Raw genomic sequence first — 14,107 nt, 5'->3', positions numbered from 1 at the left:
TCTGTCAGGTGCTTTGCTCATCTTCGCGATGCTCTACTCAAGCTCCGGTCCCGTAAAGGACGCCACGCACTTGATGGAGCAAGAACATGACTCAGGCTCAGGACTTGACCACGCCAGGTACCCCCGATCCCTCTTTTGCCCTGAATGGTTTATTGAAATTACCGATACCGGGCATTGCGAGCCATGAGGCTGCGGCCGTTTTGGCCCTTCCCGACGGGAAGTTGCTGGTCGCTCTTCCTCTGGAAGGAAGTGACGCGCTGCTGGCCATCGCCCGATTGAACGAAGACGGTACGCTCGACAAGTCCTTCGGAAGTCATGAGACGGGTTTCGTCGAGATATCTTTGAACGGCGCTAGCATCAGCACCGTGTTTGGGCTCGATGCGTTGCGGGACGGCGGCTGGCTGGTGCGCGTTCAATACTTCACACAGAAGGCCGTCGATGCCGGCCAAGCAATGATCCGCTTGAAAGGCGACGGTGAGCTGGACGATTCGTTCGGCGATAAAGGCGTGAGTTTATTTTCTTTCTACAAGATCCCGGGCTCCACGCTTGCGTCGTCGGCAGGGGCGAAGTCAAGCCAAAAGTCCCCCGCTACAAATGCCTCTACCGTCTCTGCAGTTCAGCAGGCCGATGGCAAAATCGTCCTGCTCCATTTCCTGCTGATCGATGAGCCATGGCCATCGCCCGTCGTGATGCGTCTTTTGGCGAACGGCTCGCTCGATCCATCATTTGACGGCGCGGGGTACGTCTTGGTGGATGTCGGTGCCACCTCGAACACCGCCGGCGCTATCGCTGTTCAAGCCGATGGCAAAGTATTGGTTTGCGGCGTTTTTCAGAGTGGTGAGACAGCCTCCGGAGTTTTTCTGGCACGTTTGGACGTAGCGGGGAAGCTGGATAAGGATTTCAACAACGGCCAGGCGAAGCTGATTTTCGACGAGGATGGCGAGAGCTCTTTGAACGCTGTTTCGGTGCGCGAAAGTGATGGCAGGATCGTTGCGGTGGGTGACGCCTGGCAAAAGAACGTCCATGGCGGGTTGGTGGTTGTGCTGAACGCCAGTGGAGCATCCAATCTTGTATTCAATAATGGCCAGCCTCTGTTTTCCCCGTTACTGCCAGACGGATTGACGTGGCGGCATACATCACAGCTCGACGGCTCGATCATTGTCGTTGGAGCCGGTGATTCCGCGGTAATTACCGCGCGCTTTCTCGCAGACGGCAAGCTGGACACGGCCTTCAACGGTATTGGCTATACGCTCTTCGATAACGTAGCGGGGCCAGTGTTTCCTCATGATCTGGCAATCATGGAGGACGGTCGGATAGTGGTGTCCATGACCCACACCAGCCTTTCTGACCCTTCCCGGGTGGATGGTTGGATCACTCGCTATCTAAGCGCAAACCTGACGAGTGGCACGCTGAATTTTGATCCGTCTTTTGGCGAAAACGGCATTGTCAGATTTCCGCTTGGAGGATTGTCTGAGTTTGACGTAAGAGCGGTATTGGCTCTGCCGGACAACAAGTTGCTGGTGGCTGTTCGTCGACGCAAGGATGGCCTGGAAACGCTGATCGCCCGGCTTCTGGAGGACGGCCAACTAGACCTCGGTTTTGGTGAAGAAAAGACCGGATTCGTCGAGATTTCACTCAAGGACGGTTTGTATATGCACTCGATGCTCGAGTTGACGCCGTTCCCGGATGGCGGTTGGCTCGTTCGTGCCGAGTACCAGAACAATGGGCCTGATGTTTCTGCCGGGCTGGTTGTCGTGAAACAAGACAAAGATGGACGGCTGGATCACAACTTTGCTGACCAGGGTGTGCGTTACATTCCTTATGGGCAGATGGGGAGCGCGGGTCATGGCGACAATGTCTTGCGGCAAGACGAGAAAATCCTGCTGGTCGGCTCCGTCGAAGACGACACTGGCCGTGTGAGCGGCATCGTCATGCGGCTCAATGCGGATGGCTCCGACGACACCACGTTCAATGGCACGGGTTTCGCGCTTGTCGAGCTCGCTGGCATTGCATACCAACACAGTTCTGCGCAGCTGGTCGTGCATCAACCTGACGGCGCTGTGGTGGTTGGTGGCAGCTATAGCGGGCCATCTTCGGGCGCTTACGTCATTCGATTCGACGCTAACGGCAAGATCGACAGGGAGTTTGGCGAGAGCGGTAACGGAGTCGTGATCATCTCTGGTGAGGATGAGATCCACCTGTCCGCCATTTCAATTGTGGATAGCAAGATTGTTCTTGCAGGGGCTGCCGTAAGGGACGGTGGCATGCGTGGAGTGATTGCGGTCCTCACGTCCAAAGGCTCCTACAATCTCGTATTCAATAACGGTAAACCGTTGTTCTCCGACTTTGTCCCGCAAGGTTTGAGATGGTTGCGCTGTGTAGCGCGACCTGACGGTTCAATCGTCGTCAGCGGCGACACCGGAATCGGAGTCACCGACGATGATCCGAGTGCGATCACGGCGAAGTTTTTGGCGGACGGAACACTGGACCTGTCATTCAACGGCACAGGGTTCAGCATCTTCGACGAGGCCGGGGTCCTGGAGGCTCTTCATGACATGACGGTACTGGGGGACGGCCGAATTGTAGTGGGAGGGTATTTCATTGGAAGCTTCCCGAATCCGCAGGGCTGGGTGATTCGGTACCGCGGTTGATTACGCCAATAATCAACAGTTGGCCGCAACGCACCCGCTCCTGAAGATCGCATCGATCTTGTGGGAGCGGGCTTGCCTGCGAAGCTTTTCAGGCCTGGCTGAACTGCGAAGCCAGTTCACGCAGCAGCACTTCAGCCTCAAGCACTTTGCTGACGACATCGTTGGCTTTGTCACGGCTCAGGCCGACGCGTTCAAGCAGGGCATCCGGAATATCTTCATCCGGCCCGGAGCCAATCCCGCGGCTGCGTAGCAGGCGTACGGCCAGGCAGACGAGGTTCGGGTATTCGGCGTAGGCGCCGTCGTAGCTTGGGTCGTGCTGGAAGCGCAGGGCGGTGGCCAGTTCATCCGGCATGTCCCAGTAGCGCATCAGCCACGAGCCGATCTGTTCACGGCTGATACCGAGCAGGTGTTGCTCGATGTAGCTGTGGCAAAGGTGCGGGTTGACCTCCAGGTGGCGGCAGATCAGCGAGAAGTGCGGCGGAAACACGTGGGCCAGCAGCAGGTAACCGAAGTTATGCAGCAGACCGGCCAGATACGTCAGGCCGGCTTCCGGGCGCTGGGCGCGCGGCATGGCGCGGGTCAGGCCTTCGATGACGGCGGCGGTGTAGATCGACTGCTGCCAGTACGGCGTGGTGTGTTGCGGGTGGTCTTTCGGCAGGCTCAGGGTCTTGCCGAGGGCCAGGCCCAGCGCGAGGTTGATCACCAGATCGAAGCCCAGCACGCGGACGATCGCGTCTTCCACCGAACGAATCTTGCCCGGCGAGGCGTAGTACGGCGACGCCGCCCAGCTCACCACTTGCGCGGCCAGCGCCGGGTCGGTTTCAACCACGCCGGTGATGTCGTCGATGGTGGCATTGGGGTCAACGCGCAGCTTGATGATTTTTTGCGCGGTTTCGGCCAGCGGCGGAATCTCGATGGTCGCTTCCAGACGCTGCTGAATGCGGCGTGCGGTGAACGCCTGCACGGCCTGGGTGATTTCCTCGCGGTCATCGTCCGGGCGGTCGAGGTTCGGGCGGATGCTGCTCAGGGCTTCGCCGAAGTTGGCGGCGCTGGCCTTGGTCAGCATCGATTTGAAGTCTTCGCTGCTGATTTCCAGCAGCAGGCCCGGCTCGCCGGAGTTGATCAGCAGCTTCGGCTCGCGCAGCAGGCTTTCTTCGTAGAGGCACGGCGAACTCGTCAGCGCCGGCAGGCCTGGGAGCAGGCTCAGATTGTGTTTGCCGAGCATCTTTTCCAGGCGTTCGGTGGACACGGCTGTGAGTCGGCGACCAGTGAGTTCGGCGAGGCGATTGAGATCCAGCAACTGGCTCTGTGGAAACAGCACCATCAACGCGCCCACGGCGTCGTCCAGCAACACGGCCTGCACTTTGCGCGAGGCATTGAGGCCGTGGTGGTCGAGCACTTCTTCGTAGGCAACGCCCAGCTTGTTGAGCAGCAGCCGAATAACAGACGGAGCTTGCGGAGATTCGGGGACGAGAGCAGCTTCGATCATGGTCTGTATCCGTTTTTGAAACAATGGCAGGAGTATAACCAGCTCTGTAGGAACGATCCTGCACAAACTGCGACGGTGCTCACACTTGGCCGTATTGCTGCCCATGCCGCAGCCAACGGTCAAGCAATGGGCTGACGTGGGTCGGCCAGCGCTCCAGCAAAGCCTGGGCAGCATCGCGCACGGCGGGCAATAAATCGGCGTCGCGCATCAGGTCGGCGACCTTGAATTGCAGCAGGCCGGTCTGGCGGGTGCCGAGCATTTCCCCGGGGCCGCGCAATTCGAGGTCCTTTTCGGCGATGACGAAACCGTCGTTGGTCTCGCGCATGATGCCCAGGCGCTGGCGACCGATCTGCGACAGCGGCGGGTGGTAGAGCAGCACACAATGGCTGGCCGCGCTGCCCCGACCAACCCGACCGCGCAACTGGTGCAGTTGCGCGAGGCCGAGACGCTCGGGGTTTTCGATGATCATCAGGCTGGCGTTGGGCACGTCGACGCCGACTTCAATCACTGTGGTGGCGACCAGCAGTTGCAGGTTGCCGGCCTTGAAATCGGCCATGACGGCGGCCTTCTCGACGGGTTTCATGCGCCCGTGAATCAGCCCGACTTTCAGTTCGCCGAGGGCGAGGGTGAGGTCTTCAAACGTGGTTTCGGCGGCCTGACAGGTCAGCTCTTCCGATTCTTCAATCAGCGTACACACCCAATAGGCCTGACGACCTTCGGCGCAAGCGCTGCGCACCCGTTCGATGACTTCGACGCGGCGGGTGTCGGTGACCAGCACGGTGTTGACCGGGGTTCGGCCGGGCGGCAATTCGTCGAGGATCGAGGTGTCGAGGTCGGCGTAGGCGCTCATCGCCAGCGTCCGTGGAATCGGTGTGGCGGTCATGATCAGTTGGTGCGGGCACATGCGCCCGCCAACGCCTTTCTGCCGCAGCGCCAGACGCTGTTGCACGCCGAAGCGGTGCTGTTCGTCGATGATCACCAGTGCGAGGTTCTTGAACTGCACTTCGTCCTGGAACAGCGCGTGGGTGCCGACCACCATTGGTGTGCCGCTGGCGATCTGCTCCAGCGCGGCGACGCGGTTTTTGCCTTTGAGCTTGCCGGCCAGCCACGCGACTTCAATGCCCAGCGGTTCGAGCCAGCGCTTGAAGGTGATGAAGTGTTGTTCGGCGAGGATCTCGGTCGGCGCCATCAATGCAACCTGGTAACCGGCCTCCAGCGCTTGCAGTGCGGCGAGGGCGGCAACCACGGTCTTCCCCGCGCCAACGTCACCCTGAATCAGCCGCAACATCGGTTCGTGCTGACTGAGGTCGTAGGCGATTTCGTTGCCGACGCGCTGTTGCGCGCCGGTCGGGTTGAAGCCGAGGTTTTTCAGGTATTTCGGTGGCAGCTTTGTGGCTTTCGGCATCGCCGGCGCGCGCAGTGAACGCATGCTTTCGCGCAGACGCTGCTGTGAAAGTTGATGCGTGAGCAGTTCTTCGAAAGCCAGGCGATGCTGCGCCCAGTGATGGCCAAGGGCGAGTTCATCGACATCGGCATCGGCGGGCGGGTTGTGCAGGTAACGGATCGCGTCGGCCAGCGGTGCCAGTTGGTAGTCGCGGGCCAGTTCGGTCGGCAGCCAGTCCGGCAGGGTGCTCGGCTTGAGCAGCGTCAAGGTCTGCATGCACAACTGGCGCAGGCGCTGCTGGGTCAGGCCTTCGGTGAGCGGGTAGACCGGGGTCAGGGTTTCATCCACTGGCGGCGGTTCGTCACCGGTGATGGCGCGGTATTCGGGGTGGTAGATTTCCAGGCCTGAGGCGCCGGGCCGGGCTTCGCCGTAGCAGCGAACCCGCGTGCCACGCTTGAGCCCTTCCTTCTGCGCGTTGCTGAAATGGTAGAAGCGCAGGCTCAGCCCGCCGGTGCCGTCCTGCAAGCGCACGACCAGACTGCGGCGGCGACCCATGACCACGTCGGCACCGCTGACGGTGCCTTCGACCACGGCGTCCTGCCCCGGTCGCAATGCGCCGATCGGCACCACGCGGGTGCGATCCTGATAACGCAGCGGCAAGTGGAAGAGCACGTCCTGCAGATTCTCGAGGCCGACCTTGGCCAGTTTCTCGGCCATGGCTTCGCCGACACCCTTGAGTGCCGTCACCGACACTTGCGACAGCTCCGTCATGACGCTCGCTTAACCGGCCGTGACCGGCGCCGCTGGCTTGGCCACCGAGCACAGGCGAATGGAGTCGGCGAGGATCTCGATGGCTTTCGGCCGTGGGAAGCTGGCGCGCCAGGCGATCGCCACGGTGCGGAACGGCACCGGCGCGGTCAGTGGGCGCACTTCGATCACGCCGGGGGCGTAGTGATGGCTGTCCACCGCCGACAGCGGCAGGATCGAGATGCCCAGGCCGGACGCGACCATGTGGCGAATGGTTTCCAGCGAGCTGGATTCTACCGTGGTGTGCTTGGCGCCGTCGTTGCCCTTGGTCAGGGTCGGGCAGGCTTCGAGCACCTGATCGCGGAAACAGTGACCTTCACCGAGCAGCAGCAGGCTCTTGTCGTTGAGCAGGCCGGCGTCGATGGATTCTTTCTTGGTCCACGGATGCTGGGCCGGCATGAGCACGTAGAACGGCTCGTCGTAAAGCGGCAGGGTCAGCACGTCGGCTTCATTGAACGGCAGGGCGATGATGATCGCGTCGAGCTCGCCGTTGCGCAGTTTGTCGCGCAGCACGTGGGTAAAGTTTTCTTCGATGTACAACGGCATCTGCGGGGCGACCCGGTGCAGTTGTGGAATCAGATGCGGGAACAGGTACGGGCCGACGGTGTAGATGGCGCCGACTTTCAGCGGTGCGGTCAGCTGGTTCTTGCCGGCTTGGGCCAGTTCGCGGATGCCTTGGGCTTGTTCCAGGACTTTCTGCGCCTGGGCGACGATGCCTTCGCCGACCGGGGTCAGGCGCACGGCGCTTTTGCTGCGCTCGAAAATCAGCACACCGAGTTCGTCTTCAAGTTTTTTCACGCCCACCGACAGCGTCGGCTGACTGACGTGGCAACGCTCGGCGGCATGGCCGAAGTGCTGCTCTTGGGCGAGGGTAACGATGTAGCGTAATTCTGTGAGGGTCATAGCAAGCGTCCATGAAGATGCGCGCCAAGCATACCGGCTGCAATCGATAGACGCACGTTATCAGACTGCGGGCTGAGTGCGACACCGGTCGAGGTCGGTTTGCCGCTGGCAGATATGCAAAAGGCACCTTTCGGTGCCTCTTGGCTTGGTTCTCTCGGCTGGCGGAGAACCTTGTGGGAGCTGGCAAGCCAGCTCCCACAGGTATTGCGGTGTTGCTTAGCGGCGGCGTTCGAGCGAATAAACAAACGGCGCAACAATTTCGATCGAGCCGTTGTTGAGCATGTCGGCCGGCGGCTTGGGCAGCGGTTGCGCGCGGCGGATCATGTCCAGGGTGGCCCGGTCCAGATCAGCGTTGCCAGAGCGGCCCACCAGTTCGAACGACAGCACATTACCTTCGCCATCAACCACGAAGCGCAGACGATTCAAGCCTTCCTTGCCCCTCGACTGCGCACTCTGCGGGTACTTCTTGTACTTCTGCAAATGCGCGAGCAGGGCGCCTTGCCAACTGGCCTTGGCCGCGACTTGAGCTGGCGATGGGCCCGGTGCCGGCTGGGCGGATTTCTCCGTCGGTGCCTGGGTCGGTTGCGTATCGGCCGGTTTCTCCTCGGAAGGTTTTTCCTTCGGCGGCTCTGGCAGTTTTTTCTCGACCGGCTTCGGCGGTTTTGGCTTGGGCTTCGGCTTGGGTTTCGGTACCGCGATTTCCGCTTTCGGTGCTTCAGCCAGTTTCGGAATCGGCAATTCTTCCACCGGAGCCGGTGGCTGCGGCGGTGTGACGACTTTCGGCGGAGCCGGCGGTGGCGGGGCAGGCAACGGGGCCAACTCGACCATCATTGCCTGCGGCGGCAATTCGATGGGCGGGCGGGCAGTCCAGTTCAGCGCCAGCGCGATGGCCAGCGCATGCACGCCCAGCACCACGGCCAGGCTACCGCTGTAACGCGTCAGCTTATGGCGCGTCGTGATCATTTCTTGGCTGCCGTCTCAAGTCCGACCAGACCAACCTTCAGGTAACCGGCGGCGCGCAGGCTGTCCATCACGCTCATCAGGTCACCGTAATCCACGCCTTTGTCGGCCTGGAAGAAGATGGTGGTGTCTTTCTTGCCCTGGGTCTTGGCGTCGAGGGTGGCGCCGAGGGTTTCGGCTTTCACTTCGTCGTCACCGAGGAACAGGCGCTGGTCCGCTTTCACACTGAGGAACACCGGTTTCTCTGGCCGCGGCGCCGGTTTGGCGGTCGAGGCCGGCAGGTCGACTTTGATGTCCACAGTGGCCAACGGCGCGGCCACCATGAATATGATCAACAGCACCAGCATCACGTCGATGAACGGCGTGACGTTGATTTCGTGGTTCTCGGCCAGATCGTCGTCTGCGCCTTCTTTCAAATGCAGGCCCATGGCCGATTACCCCACTTTAACCATGTGCGGCTGCGAGCTGCGCTCAGGCTGGTGGTCGAGATCGCGGCTGACCAGCAACAGGACTTCTGCCGAGGCATCGGAGACCTGCGCCTTGTAACCGGCGATGGAACGGGCGAAGACGTTGTAGATCACCACAGCAGGAATCGCCGCAACCAGACCCAGTGCAGTGGCCAGCAGCGCTTCAGCGATACCCGGTGCGACAACTGCAAGGTTGGTCGTCTGGGTTTTGGCGATGCCGATGAACGAGTTCATGATGCCCCACACGGTACCGAACAGACCTACGAACGGTGCGGTCGAACCGATGGTGGCGAGGACGCCGGTGCCGCTGCTCATGTTGCGACCGCAGGCAGCAACGAGGCGCTCGAGGCGGAAGCTGACGCGTTCCTTGATGCCTTCTTTCTCGCGGCTGTTGACCGACAGGCGCATCTCTTCAAGCGCGTCATGCACCAGCAGGTTGGCGAGGGTGCCTTCCTTGCCAGCCGTGGCGCTGGCTTCCTTGAGGGTGGTGGCTTTTTTCAGTGCAGCGATTTCGCCACGCAGACGACGCTTGGCGCCCATCAGCTCGAAGCCTTTGGCGATCCAGATAGTCCAGGTGATGATCGAAGCGATGGCCAGACCGATCATCACGATTTTCACGATGATGTCGGCGTTCTGGTACATACCCCACGGCGAAAGGTCGTGGGCCATGCCCAAGGTGTTGTCGGCTTCGAGGGCTTCAGGTGCGTCGGCGGCGTCGACAGCCTGCACCGGATCGGTGGCGGCTGGTGCAGCCGGAGCGGCAGCGGGTGCGCTCTGCTCGGTGGCGGCTGGGGTGGCGGGCGCTTGGGCGTCGGCGAAGGCGGCGGTCGGTGCCAGCATCAGGCTGAGCAACAGAGCCGCGACGGCGCTCCAGGCGCGAGGTCGAGTGGTTGGCGAAGCGGGAGTTTGATTACGTGTCATGCTGGCCGGACCTGAGATAGAAAAACGTTGTTGCTCTTCCAGGCCTCGTGAGGCCGAGAACAAAAGTGGCGTGCATTATTGCAAGTAATTCTTGTTAACAAAAGTAATAGAGTAACTTTTTTTCCTTCATTGCTAGCCGTTCGTCCTGTGCCAGAGCTAGTCTGTGCCTTTCCGATGGGAGTTTTCTGATGTCCGCGCCTTCTGTTTTGATTGCCGGTTGTGGTGATGTCGGCAGTCGTCTGGCCACGCAATTGCTGGCGGCTGGCTGGCAAGTCCATGGCCTGCGCCGCGACGTTTCCAAGCTGCCGGAGGGTGTCATCGGCGTCGCCGGCGACCTGTTCAGCGAAGAGTGCCCGGCGACCTGGCCGGTAGGCGCTGTCGATTATCTGGTGTATTGCGCTGCGGCCACCGATCACGACGAAGAGGGCTATCGCAAAGCTTACGTGCAGGGTTTGCAGAATGTGCTGAGCTGGCTGGGTGACTATGGGCAAGTGCCTGAGCGGCTGATCTTCGTGTCCAGCAGCAGCGTGTACGGCCAGCAGGATGGAGCATGGGTGGATGAGACCTCCGAGACTGTCGCGGCCGGATATTCAGGTCGCTTGATGCTCGAAGCCGAGCAGGTCGCGCTCAATAGCGGCATCCCGGCAAGCGTGCTGCGCCTGACCGGCATTTACGGCCCGGGCCGCGAGTGGCTGTTGACTCAGGTGCGTCGCGGCTATCGCGTGGCTACGGAGCCACCGCTGTATGGCAATCGTATTCATGCCGATGATGCAGCGGGGCTGCTGGCGTTCTTGCTGGAAAAAGACCGCGAGGGCGTCAAGCTGGACGAGCTCTTTATCGGTGTGGATGACGCGCCTGCGCCATTGGCCGAAGTGGTGGGCTGGTTGCGCGAGTACCTGGGTGTGACTGAATGGGCGGACGACGCCAGTGTGCGGCGCACCGGCAGCAAGCGTTGCAGCAATGCGCGGGCGAAAGCGTTGGGGTGGGTGCCGAAGTATCCAAGTTACCGCGAAGGCTATGCAGCGATTCTTGAAGGTAAGTGCTGAATTTTCAGCAACACAAAAACCACTGTGGGAGCGAGCCTGCTCGCGAATGCGGTATGTCAGTCATTATCAGTTCGACTGACCCACCGCGTTCGCGAGCAGGCTCGCTCCCACATTTGATCTTCTGAGGTTTCGGAAGCAGGTTACTGTTTTTCCAGCAACCACTTGCGCTCACCTGCGGCAAACTGCGGTTGCTCATCTGCCAGCGCAGCATTGACTGCCTGCAGAATCTCCAGCTCCTTGCCCTTGCGCACAAAGATCCAGTTGTTGCCCTGGCCATTGAGTTGCAGCCACATGCTGTCGTTGCCATTGCTCATGGACGCGCAATCGCCGGCCAGACACAAGGCATAACGGTCAACGCCCGGCAGGCCGGTCACCTGGCCGTCGGCCTGGAACTGCACGGTGCCGCCTTCACCCTGGCCGCTGGCGATGGTCCAGTTGCCGCCCAGGTATGCTGAGTAGAGCGCGCGTTCGAAGCTGGCACCGATTGGCGCGCCTTCCGGCACGGGGATCTGTGCGCGATCGAAGACTTGTTCGGGTTCGTTGTCGCTGGCAGCTTGCTGCAGGCGCCCGCCATCGCGTTTCAGTTCGCTGGCGGAGCTGCCGTAGAAATCGACTTTCCAGGCGCCGGACTCTTCGCCCAGCAGCCGTCCTTCGACGTTCTCAAAACCGTTGGTATAGCGGGCCTGGCCGGCCTTGGTGTTGACGTCCCACTCCAGATTCGGGCCGTAAGCCTGCAGCGCTTCACGCAGGGGACCGCCCTTGGCGGCGGCATCGATCGCCACCTGGTTGATCCAGGTGCCGCTGATGTCACGGTCGGCAGGGTCGCTGGCGCAGCCGCCGAGAAACAGGGCGAGCAGCGAGAGAGCTAGCGCTTTGCGCATGGTGAAATCCTTTCAAAACCTTTTCTTGCGGCAGTCGGCGCGGCGTGAAGGCCGCGCCGTGCGCATCACTCGATGACCAGAATGGCATCCATTTCAACCTGCGCACTCTTCGGCAGGGCGGCCACGCCAATGGCGGCGCGGGCAGGGTATGGCTGGTCGAAGTACTTGCCCATGATCTCGTTGACCTTGGCGAAGTGGCTCAGGTCGGTGAGGAAGATGTTCAGTTTGACGATGTCCTTGAACGAACCGCCGGCAGCTTCGGCCACGGCTTTGAGGTTCTCGAAGACCTGGACGGTCTGGGCTTCGAAGCCCTCAACCAGTTCCATGGTTTTTGGGTCCAGAGGAATCTGGCCCGACATGTACACGGTGTTGCCTGCCTTGATCGCCTGGGAGTAAGTACCGATGGCGGCCGGGGCCTTGTCGCTGGTGATGACGGTTTTGGTCATGTAGGACTCCTTGTAATAGGCAGGTTATGCGCGCATGCGGGTGATGCGGATCACCCCGGTCAAGGCGCGCAGTTTCTTGATCACGCGGGCCAGGTGCACACGGTCGTGGACGCTGACCACCAACTGCACGACGCTGATGCGACCATCGCGTTCGTCCATGCTGATTTTCTCGATATTGCCGTCGGCCGCGTTGACGCTGCTGGCCAGCAGGGCGATCAGGCCGCGCTGGTGTTCCAGCTCGACGCGCAACTCGACGTTGAATTCGCCGGTGACATCCTTGGCCCACGAGAGCTGGATGCATTTTTCCGGGTTGTGCCTGATTTCGCTGATGTTGCGGCAGTTATCCAGGTGCACGACCATGCCTTTGCCCGCCGACAGGTGCCCGACAATCGGGTCGCCCGGGATCGGCGTGCAGCATTTGGCGTAGCTGAGCACCAGGCCTTCGGTACCGCGAATCGCCAGCGGACCTTCCGGGCTCGGCAGCTGCTCACCTTCGCCGAGCAGGCGACGGGCAACGACATAGGCCATGCGGTTGCCCAAGCCGATGTCTTCGAGCAGGTCTTCGATCAGTTCGAGGCGGTACTCGGTAAGCATTGCTTTGACGCGCTCTGCCGGGATCTTCTCCAGGGAGCTGTCGAAACCGTTGAGGACCTTGTTCAGCAGGCGTTCGCCAAGACTGATGGACTCGGAGCGGCGTTGTAGCTTCAGCGCATGACGAATGTGCGTACGCGCCTTGCCGGTAACGACGAAGTTGAGCCATGCCGGGTTCGGCCGGGCGCCGGGAGCGCTGACGATCTCGACCGTGGAGCCGCTTTGCAGCGGTTCGGACAGCGGCGCGAGACGACGATTGATGCGGCAGGCGATGCAGCTGTTGCCGACATCGGTGTGCACTGCGTAGGCAAAGTCGACCGCCGTGGAGCCTTTTGGCAGCTCCATGATCCGGCCTTTGGGCGTGAACACGTAAACCTCGTCCGGGAACAGGTCGATCTTCACGCTTTCGATGAATTCCAGCGAGTTGCCGGCACGTTGTTGCATTTCCAGCACGCCTTTGACCCACTGGCGAGCGCGGGCGTGCGTGCCTTTCGGTTGCTCGTCACCGCTGGATTTGTACAGCCAATGGGCGGCGATGCCGTTGTTGGCCATTTCTTCCATTTCGCGGGTGCGGATCTGGATCTCGATCGGTACACCGTGCATGCCGAACAACGTGGTGTGCAGCGACTGATAGCCGTTGGCCTTGGGGATCGCGATGTAATCCTTGAAGCGCCCTGGCAACGGTTTGTACAAATTATGCACAGCACCCAATACGCGGTAGCAGGTATCGACCTTGTCGACGATGATCCGGAACGCGTAAACGTCCATGATTTCGTTGAAGGCCCGACGCTTGCCGCGCATTTTCTTGTAGATGCCGTAGAGGTGTTTCTGCCGACCGCTGACTTCGCCCTGGATGCCGTCGATGGCGAGGCAATGGCCGAGGGACTCTTCGATCTTGTTGACGATTTCCTTGCGGTTGCCCCGGGCGCGCTTGACCGCCTGGTAGATCCGCGCGGAACGCATCGGGTGCATGGCCTTGAAGCCGAGGTCTTCGAATTCGATGCGGATCGCGTGCATGCCCAGCCGGTTGGCGATGGGTGCGTAGATCTCGAGGGTTTCCTTGGCGATACGCCGGCGTTTTTCGCCGGACAGCACTTCCAGCGTGCGCATGTTGTGCAGACGGTCGGCGAGCTTGACCAGGATCACCCGGATGTCGCGCGCCATGGCCATGGCCATTTTCTGGAAGTTTTCAGCCTGTGCTTCGGCCTTGGTCTCGAAGTTCATCTGGGTCAGTTTGCTGACCCCGTCGACCAGTTCGGCCACGGTTTCACCAAACTGCGCTTGCAGCGCTTCCTTGGCGATACCGGTGTCTTCGATCACGTCATGCAGCATCGCGGCCATCAGGCTCTGATGGTCCATGTGCATGTCGGCAAGTATATTGGCCACGGCAAGAGGATGCGTGACGTACGCCTCACCACTGCGACGGCGTTGACCGTCATGGGCTTGTTCGGCGTAGAAATACGCTCGGCGGACCAGGTTGACCTGGTCGTTGCCGAGGTAGGTCGATAAGCGATCGGCGAGGGCGTCTATGCTCGGCATGATGATTCCTGCCGAAAGCTGC

At 60.9% G+C, this 14,107-nt stretch carries 11 protein-coding genes; 2 read left to right on the top strand and 9 right to left on the bottom strand.

Annotated elements, in window-relative coordinates; genetic code table 11:
- The first annotated feature begins 86 nt into the window (after positions 1–86).
- Complete coding sequence (locus AB4O45_RS12530) at positions 87–2,651, top strand: hypothetical protein (RefSeq protein WP_460094486.1); 2,565 nt, start codon at positions 87–89, stop codon at positions 2,649–2,651.
- 88 nt (positions 2,652–2,739) lie between these two features.
- Here the strand turns inward: AB4O45_RS12530 and AB4O45_RS12525 are convergent, their stop codons facing one another.
- The 6 genes from AB4O45_RS12525 to exbB form a co-directional block, all read right to left on the bottom strand.
- Positions 2,740–4,140 carry an aminoacyl-tRNA deacylase and HDOD domain-containing protein gene (locus tag AB4O45_RS12525; protein WP_252877111.1) on the bottom strand — a complete coding sequence of 467 codons (1,401 nt, stop codon included), beginning with the start codon at positions 4,138–4,140 and terminating at the stop codon, positions 2,740–2,742.
- A 79-nt stretch (positions 4,141–4,219) separates the two neighbouring features.
- Complete coding sequence (recG, locus tag AB4O45_RS12520; RefSeq protein ID WP_460161450.1) at positions 4,220–6,295, bottom strand: ATP-dependent DNA helicase RecG; 2,076 nt, start codon at positions 6,293–6,295, stop codon at positions 4,220–4,222.
- A 9-nt stretch (positions 6,296–6,304) separates the two neighbouring features.
- Entirely contained in the window at positions 6,305–7,234 is a 930-nt protein-coding gene (locus tag AB4O45_RS12515; RefSeq protein ID WP_024014805.1) for a hydrogen peroxide-inducible genes activator, read from the bottom strand.
- A gap of 216 nt (positions 7,235–7,450) precedes the next feature.
- Complete coding sequence (locus tag AB4O45_RS12510) at positions 7,451–8,197, bottom strand: TonB family protein (RefSeq protein ID WP_024014804.1); 747 nt, start codon at positions 8,195–8,197, stop codon at positions 7,451–7,453.
- A complete protein-coding gene (gene exbD, locus AB4O45_RS12505) occupies positions 8,194–8,622 on the bottom strand; it encodes a TonB system transport protein ExbD (RefSeq protein ID WP_016772535.1) in 429 nt (142 codons plus the stop codon). The genes AB4O45_RS12510 and exbD overlap by 4 nt, the downstream gene beginning before the upstream one ends.
- A 6-nt stretch (positions 8,623–8,628) precedes the next feature.
- Positions 8,629–9,582: a tonB-system energizer ExbB gene (gene exbB, locus AB4O45_RS12500; RefSeq protein WP_041476629.1), complete on the bottom strand. Its 954-nt coding sequence runs from the start codon at positions 9,580–9,582 to the stop codon at positions 8,629–8,631.
- A 188-nt stretch (positions 9,583–9,770) separates the two neighbouring features.
- Here exbB and AB4O45_RS12495 point away from each other — a divergent pair, with 188 nt between their 5' ends.
- Positions 9,771–10,628 (top strand): SDR family oxidoreductase, encoded by an 858-nt coding sequence (locus AB4O45_RS12495; RefSeq protein WP_256807641.1) that lies wholly within the window; start codon positions 9,771–9,773, stop codon positions 10,626–10,628.
- A gap of 140 nt (positions 10,629–10,768) precedes the next feature.
- On the opposite strand, the gene AB4O45_RS12490 is transcribed toward AB4O45_RS12495, so the two are convergent.
- The 3 genes from AB4O45_RS12490 to spoT all read right to left on the bottom strand — a co-directional run bounded on the left by AB4O45_RS12490 (position 10,769) and on the right by spoT (position 14,085).
- Positions 10,769–11,509, bottom strand: coding sequence for a hypothetical protein (locus AB4O45_RS12490; protein ID WP_024014801.1), 741 nt, complete (start codon positions 11,507–11,509; stop codon positions 10,769–10,771).
- 65 nt (positions 11,510–11,574) lie between these two features.
- Entirely contained in the window at positions 11,575–11,955 is a 381-nt protein-coding gene (locus AB4O45_RS12485; RefSeq protein ID WP_460161449.1) for a RidA family protein, read from the bottom strand.
- 24 nt (positions 11,956–11,979) lie between these two features.
- On the bottom strand, positions 11,980–14,085 hold the full coding sequence (gene spoT, locus AB4O45_RS12480) for a bifunctional GTP diphosphokinase/guanosine-3',5'-bis pyrophosphate 3'-pyrophosphohydrolase (protein WP_007920338.1): 2,106 nt from the start codon (positions 14,083–14,085) through the stop codon (positions 11,980–11,982).
- Positions 14,086–14,107 lie beyond the last annotated feature (22 nt).

This window comes from Pseudomonas sp. S2_B10, assembly GCF_054668425.1.
The sequence above is the reverse complement of the archived record's forward strand: the minus strand, read 5'-3'. Positions and strand labels throughout refer to the sequence as shown.

Excerpts from the sequence above, each read along its gene's own strand:
- exbB (WP_041476629.1), bottom strand. The coding sequence starts at position 9,582 with ATGACACGTAATCAAACTCCCGCTTCGCCAACCACTCGACCTCGCGCC.
- exbD (WP_016772535.1), bottom strand. The coding sequence starts at position 8,622 with ATGGGCCTGCATTTGAAAGAAGGCGCAGACGACGATCTGGCCGAGAAC.
- recG (WP_460161450.1), bottom strand. The coding sequence starts at position 6,295 with ATGACGGAGCTGTCGCAAGTGTCGGTGACGGCACTCAAGGGTGTCGGC.
- AB4O45_RS12485 (WP_460161449.1), bottom strand. The coding sequence starts at position 11,955 with ATGACCAAAACCGTCATCACCAGCGACAAGGCCCCGGCCGCCATCGGT.
- spoT (WP_007920338.1), bottom strand. The coding sequence starts at position 14,085 with ATGCCGAGCATAGACGCCCTCGCCGATCGCTTATCGACCTACCTCGGC.
- AB4O45_RS12515 (WP_024014805.1), bottom strand. The coding sequence starts at position 7,234 with ATGACCCTCACAGAATTACGCTACATCGTTACCCTCGCCCAAGAGCAG.
- AB4O45_RS12510 (WP_024014804.1), bottom strand. The coding sequence starts at position 8,197 with ATGATCACGACGCGCCATAAGCTGACGCGTTACAGCGGTAGCCTGGCC.
- AB4O45_RS12495 (WP_256807641.1), top strand. The coding sequence starts at position 9,771 with ATGTCCGCGCCTTCTGTTTTGATTGCCGGTTGTGGTGATGTCGGCAGT.
- AB4O45_RS12490 (WP_024014801.1), bottom strand. The coding sequence starts at position 11,509 with ATGCGCAAAGCGCTAGCTCTCTCGCTGCTCGCCCTGTTTCTCGGCGGC.
- AB4O45_RS12530 (WP_460094486.1), top strand. The coding sequence starts at position 87 with ATGACTCAGGCTCAGGACTTGACCACGCCAGGTACCCCCGATCCCTCT.
- AB4O45_RS12525 (WP_252877111.1), bottom strand. The coding sequence starts at position 4,140 with ATGATCGAAGCTGCTCTCGTCCCCGAATCTCCGCAAGCTCCGTCTGTT.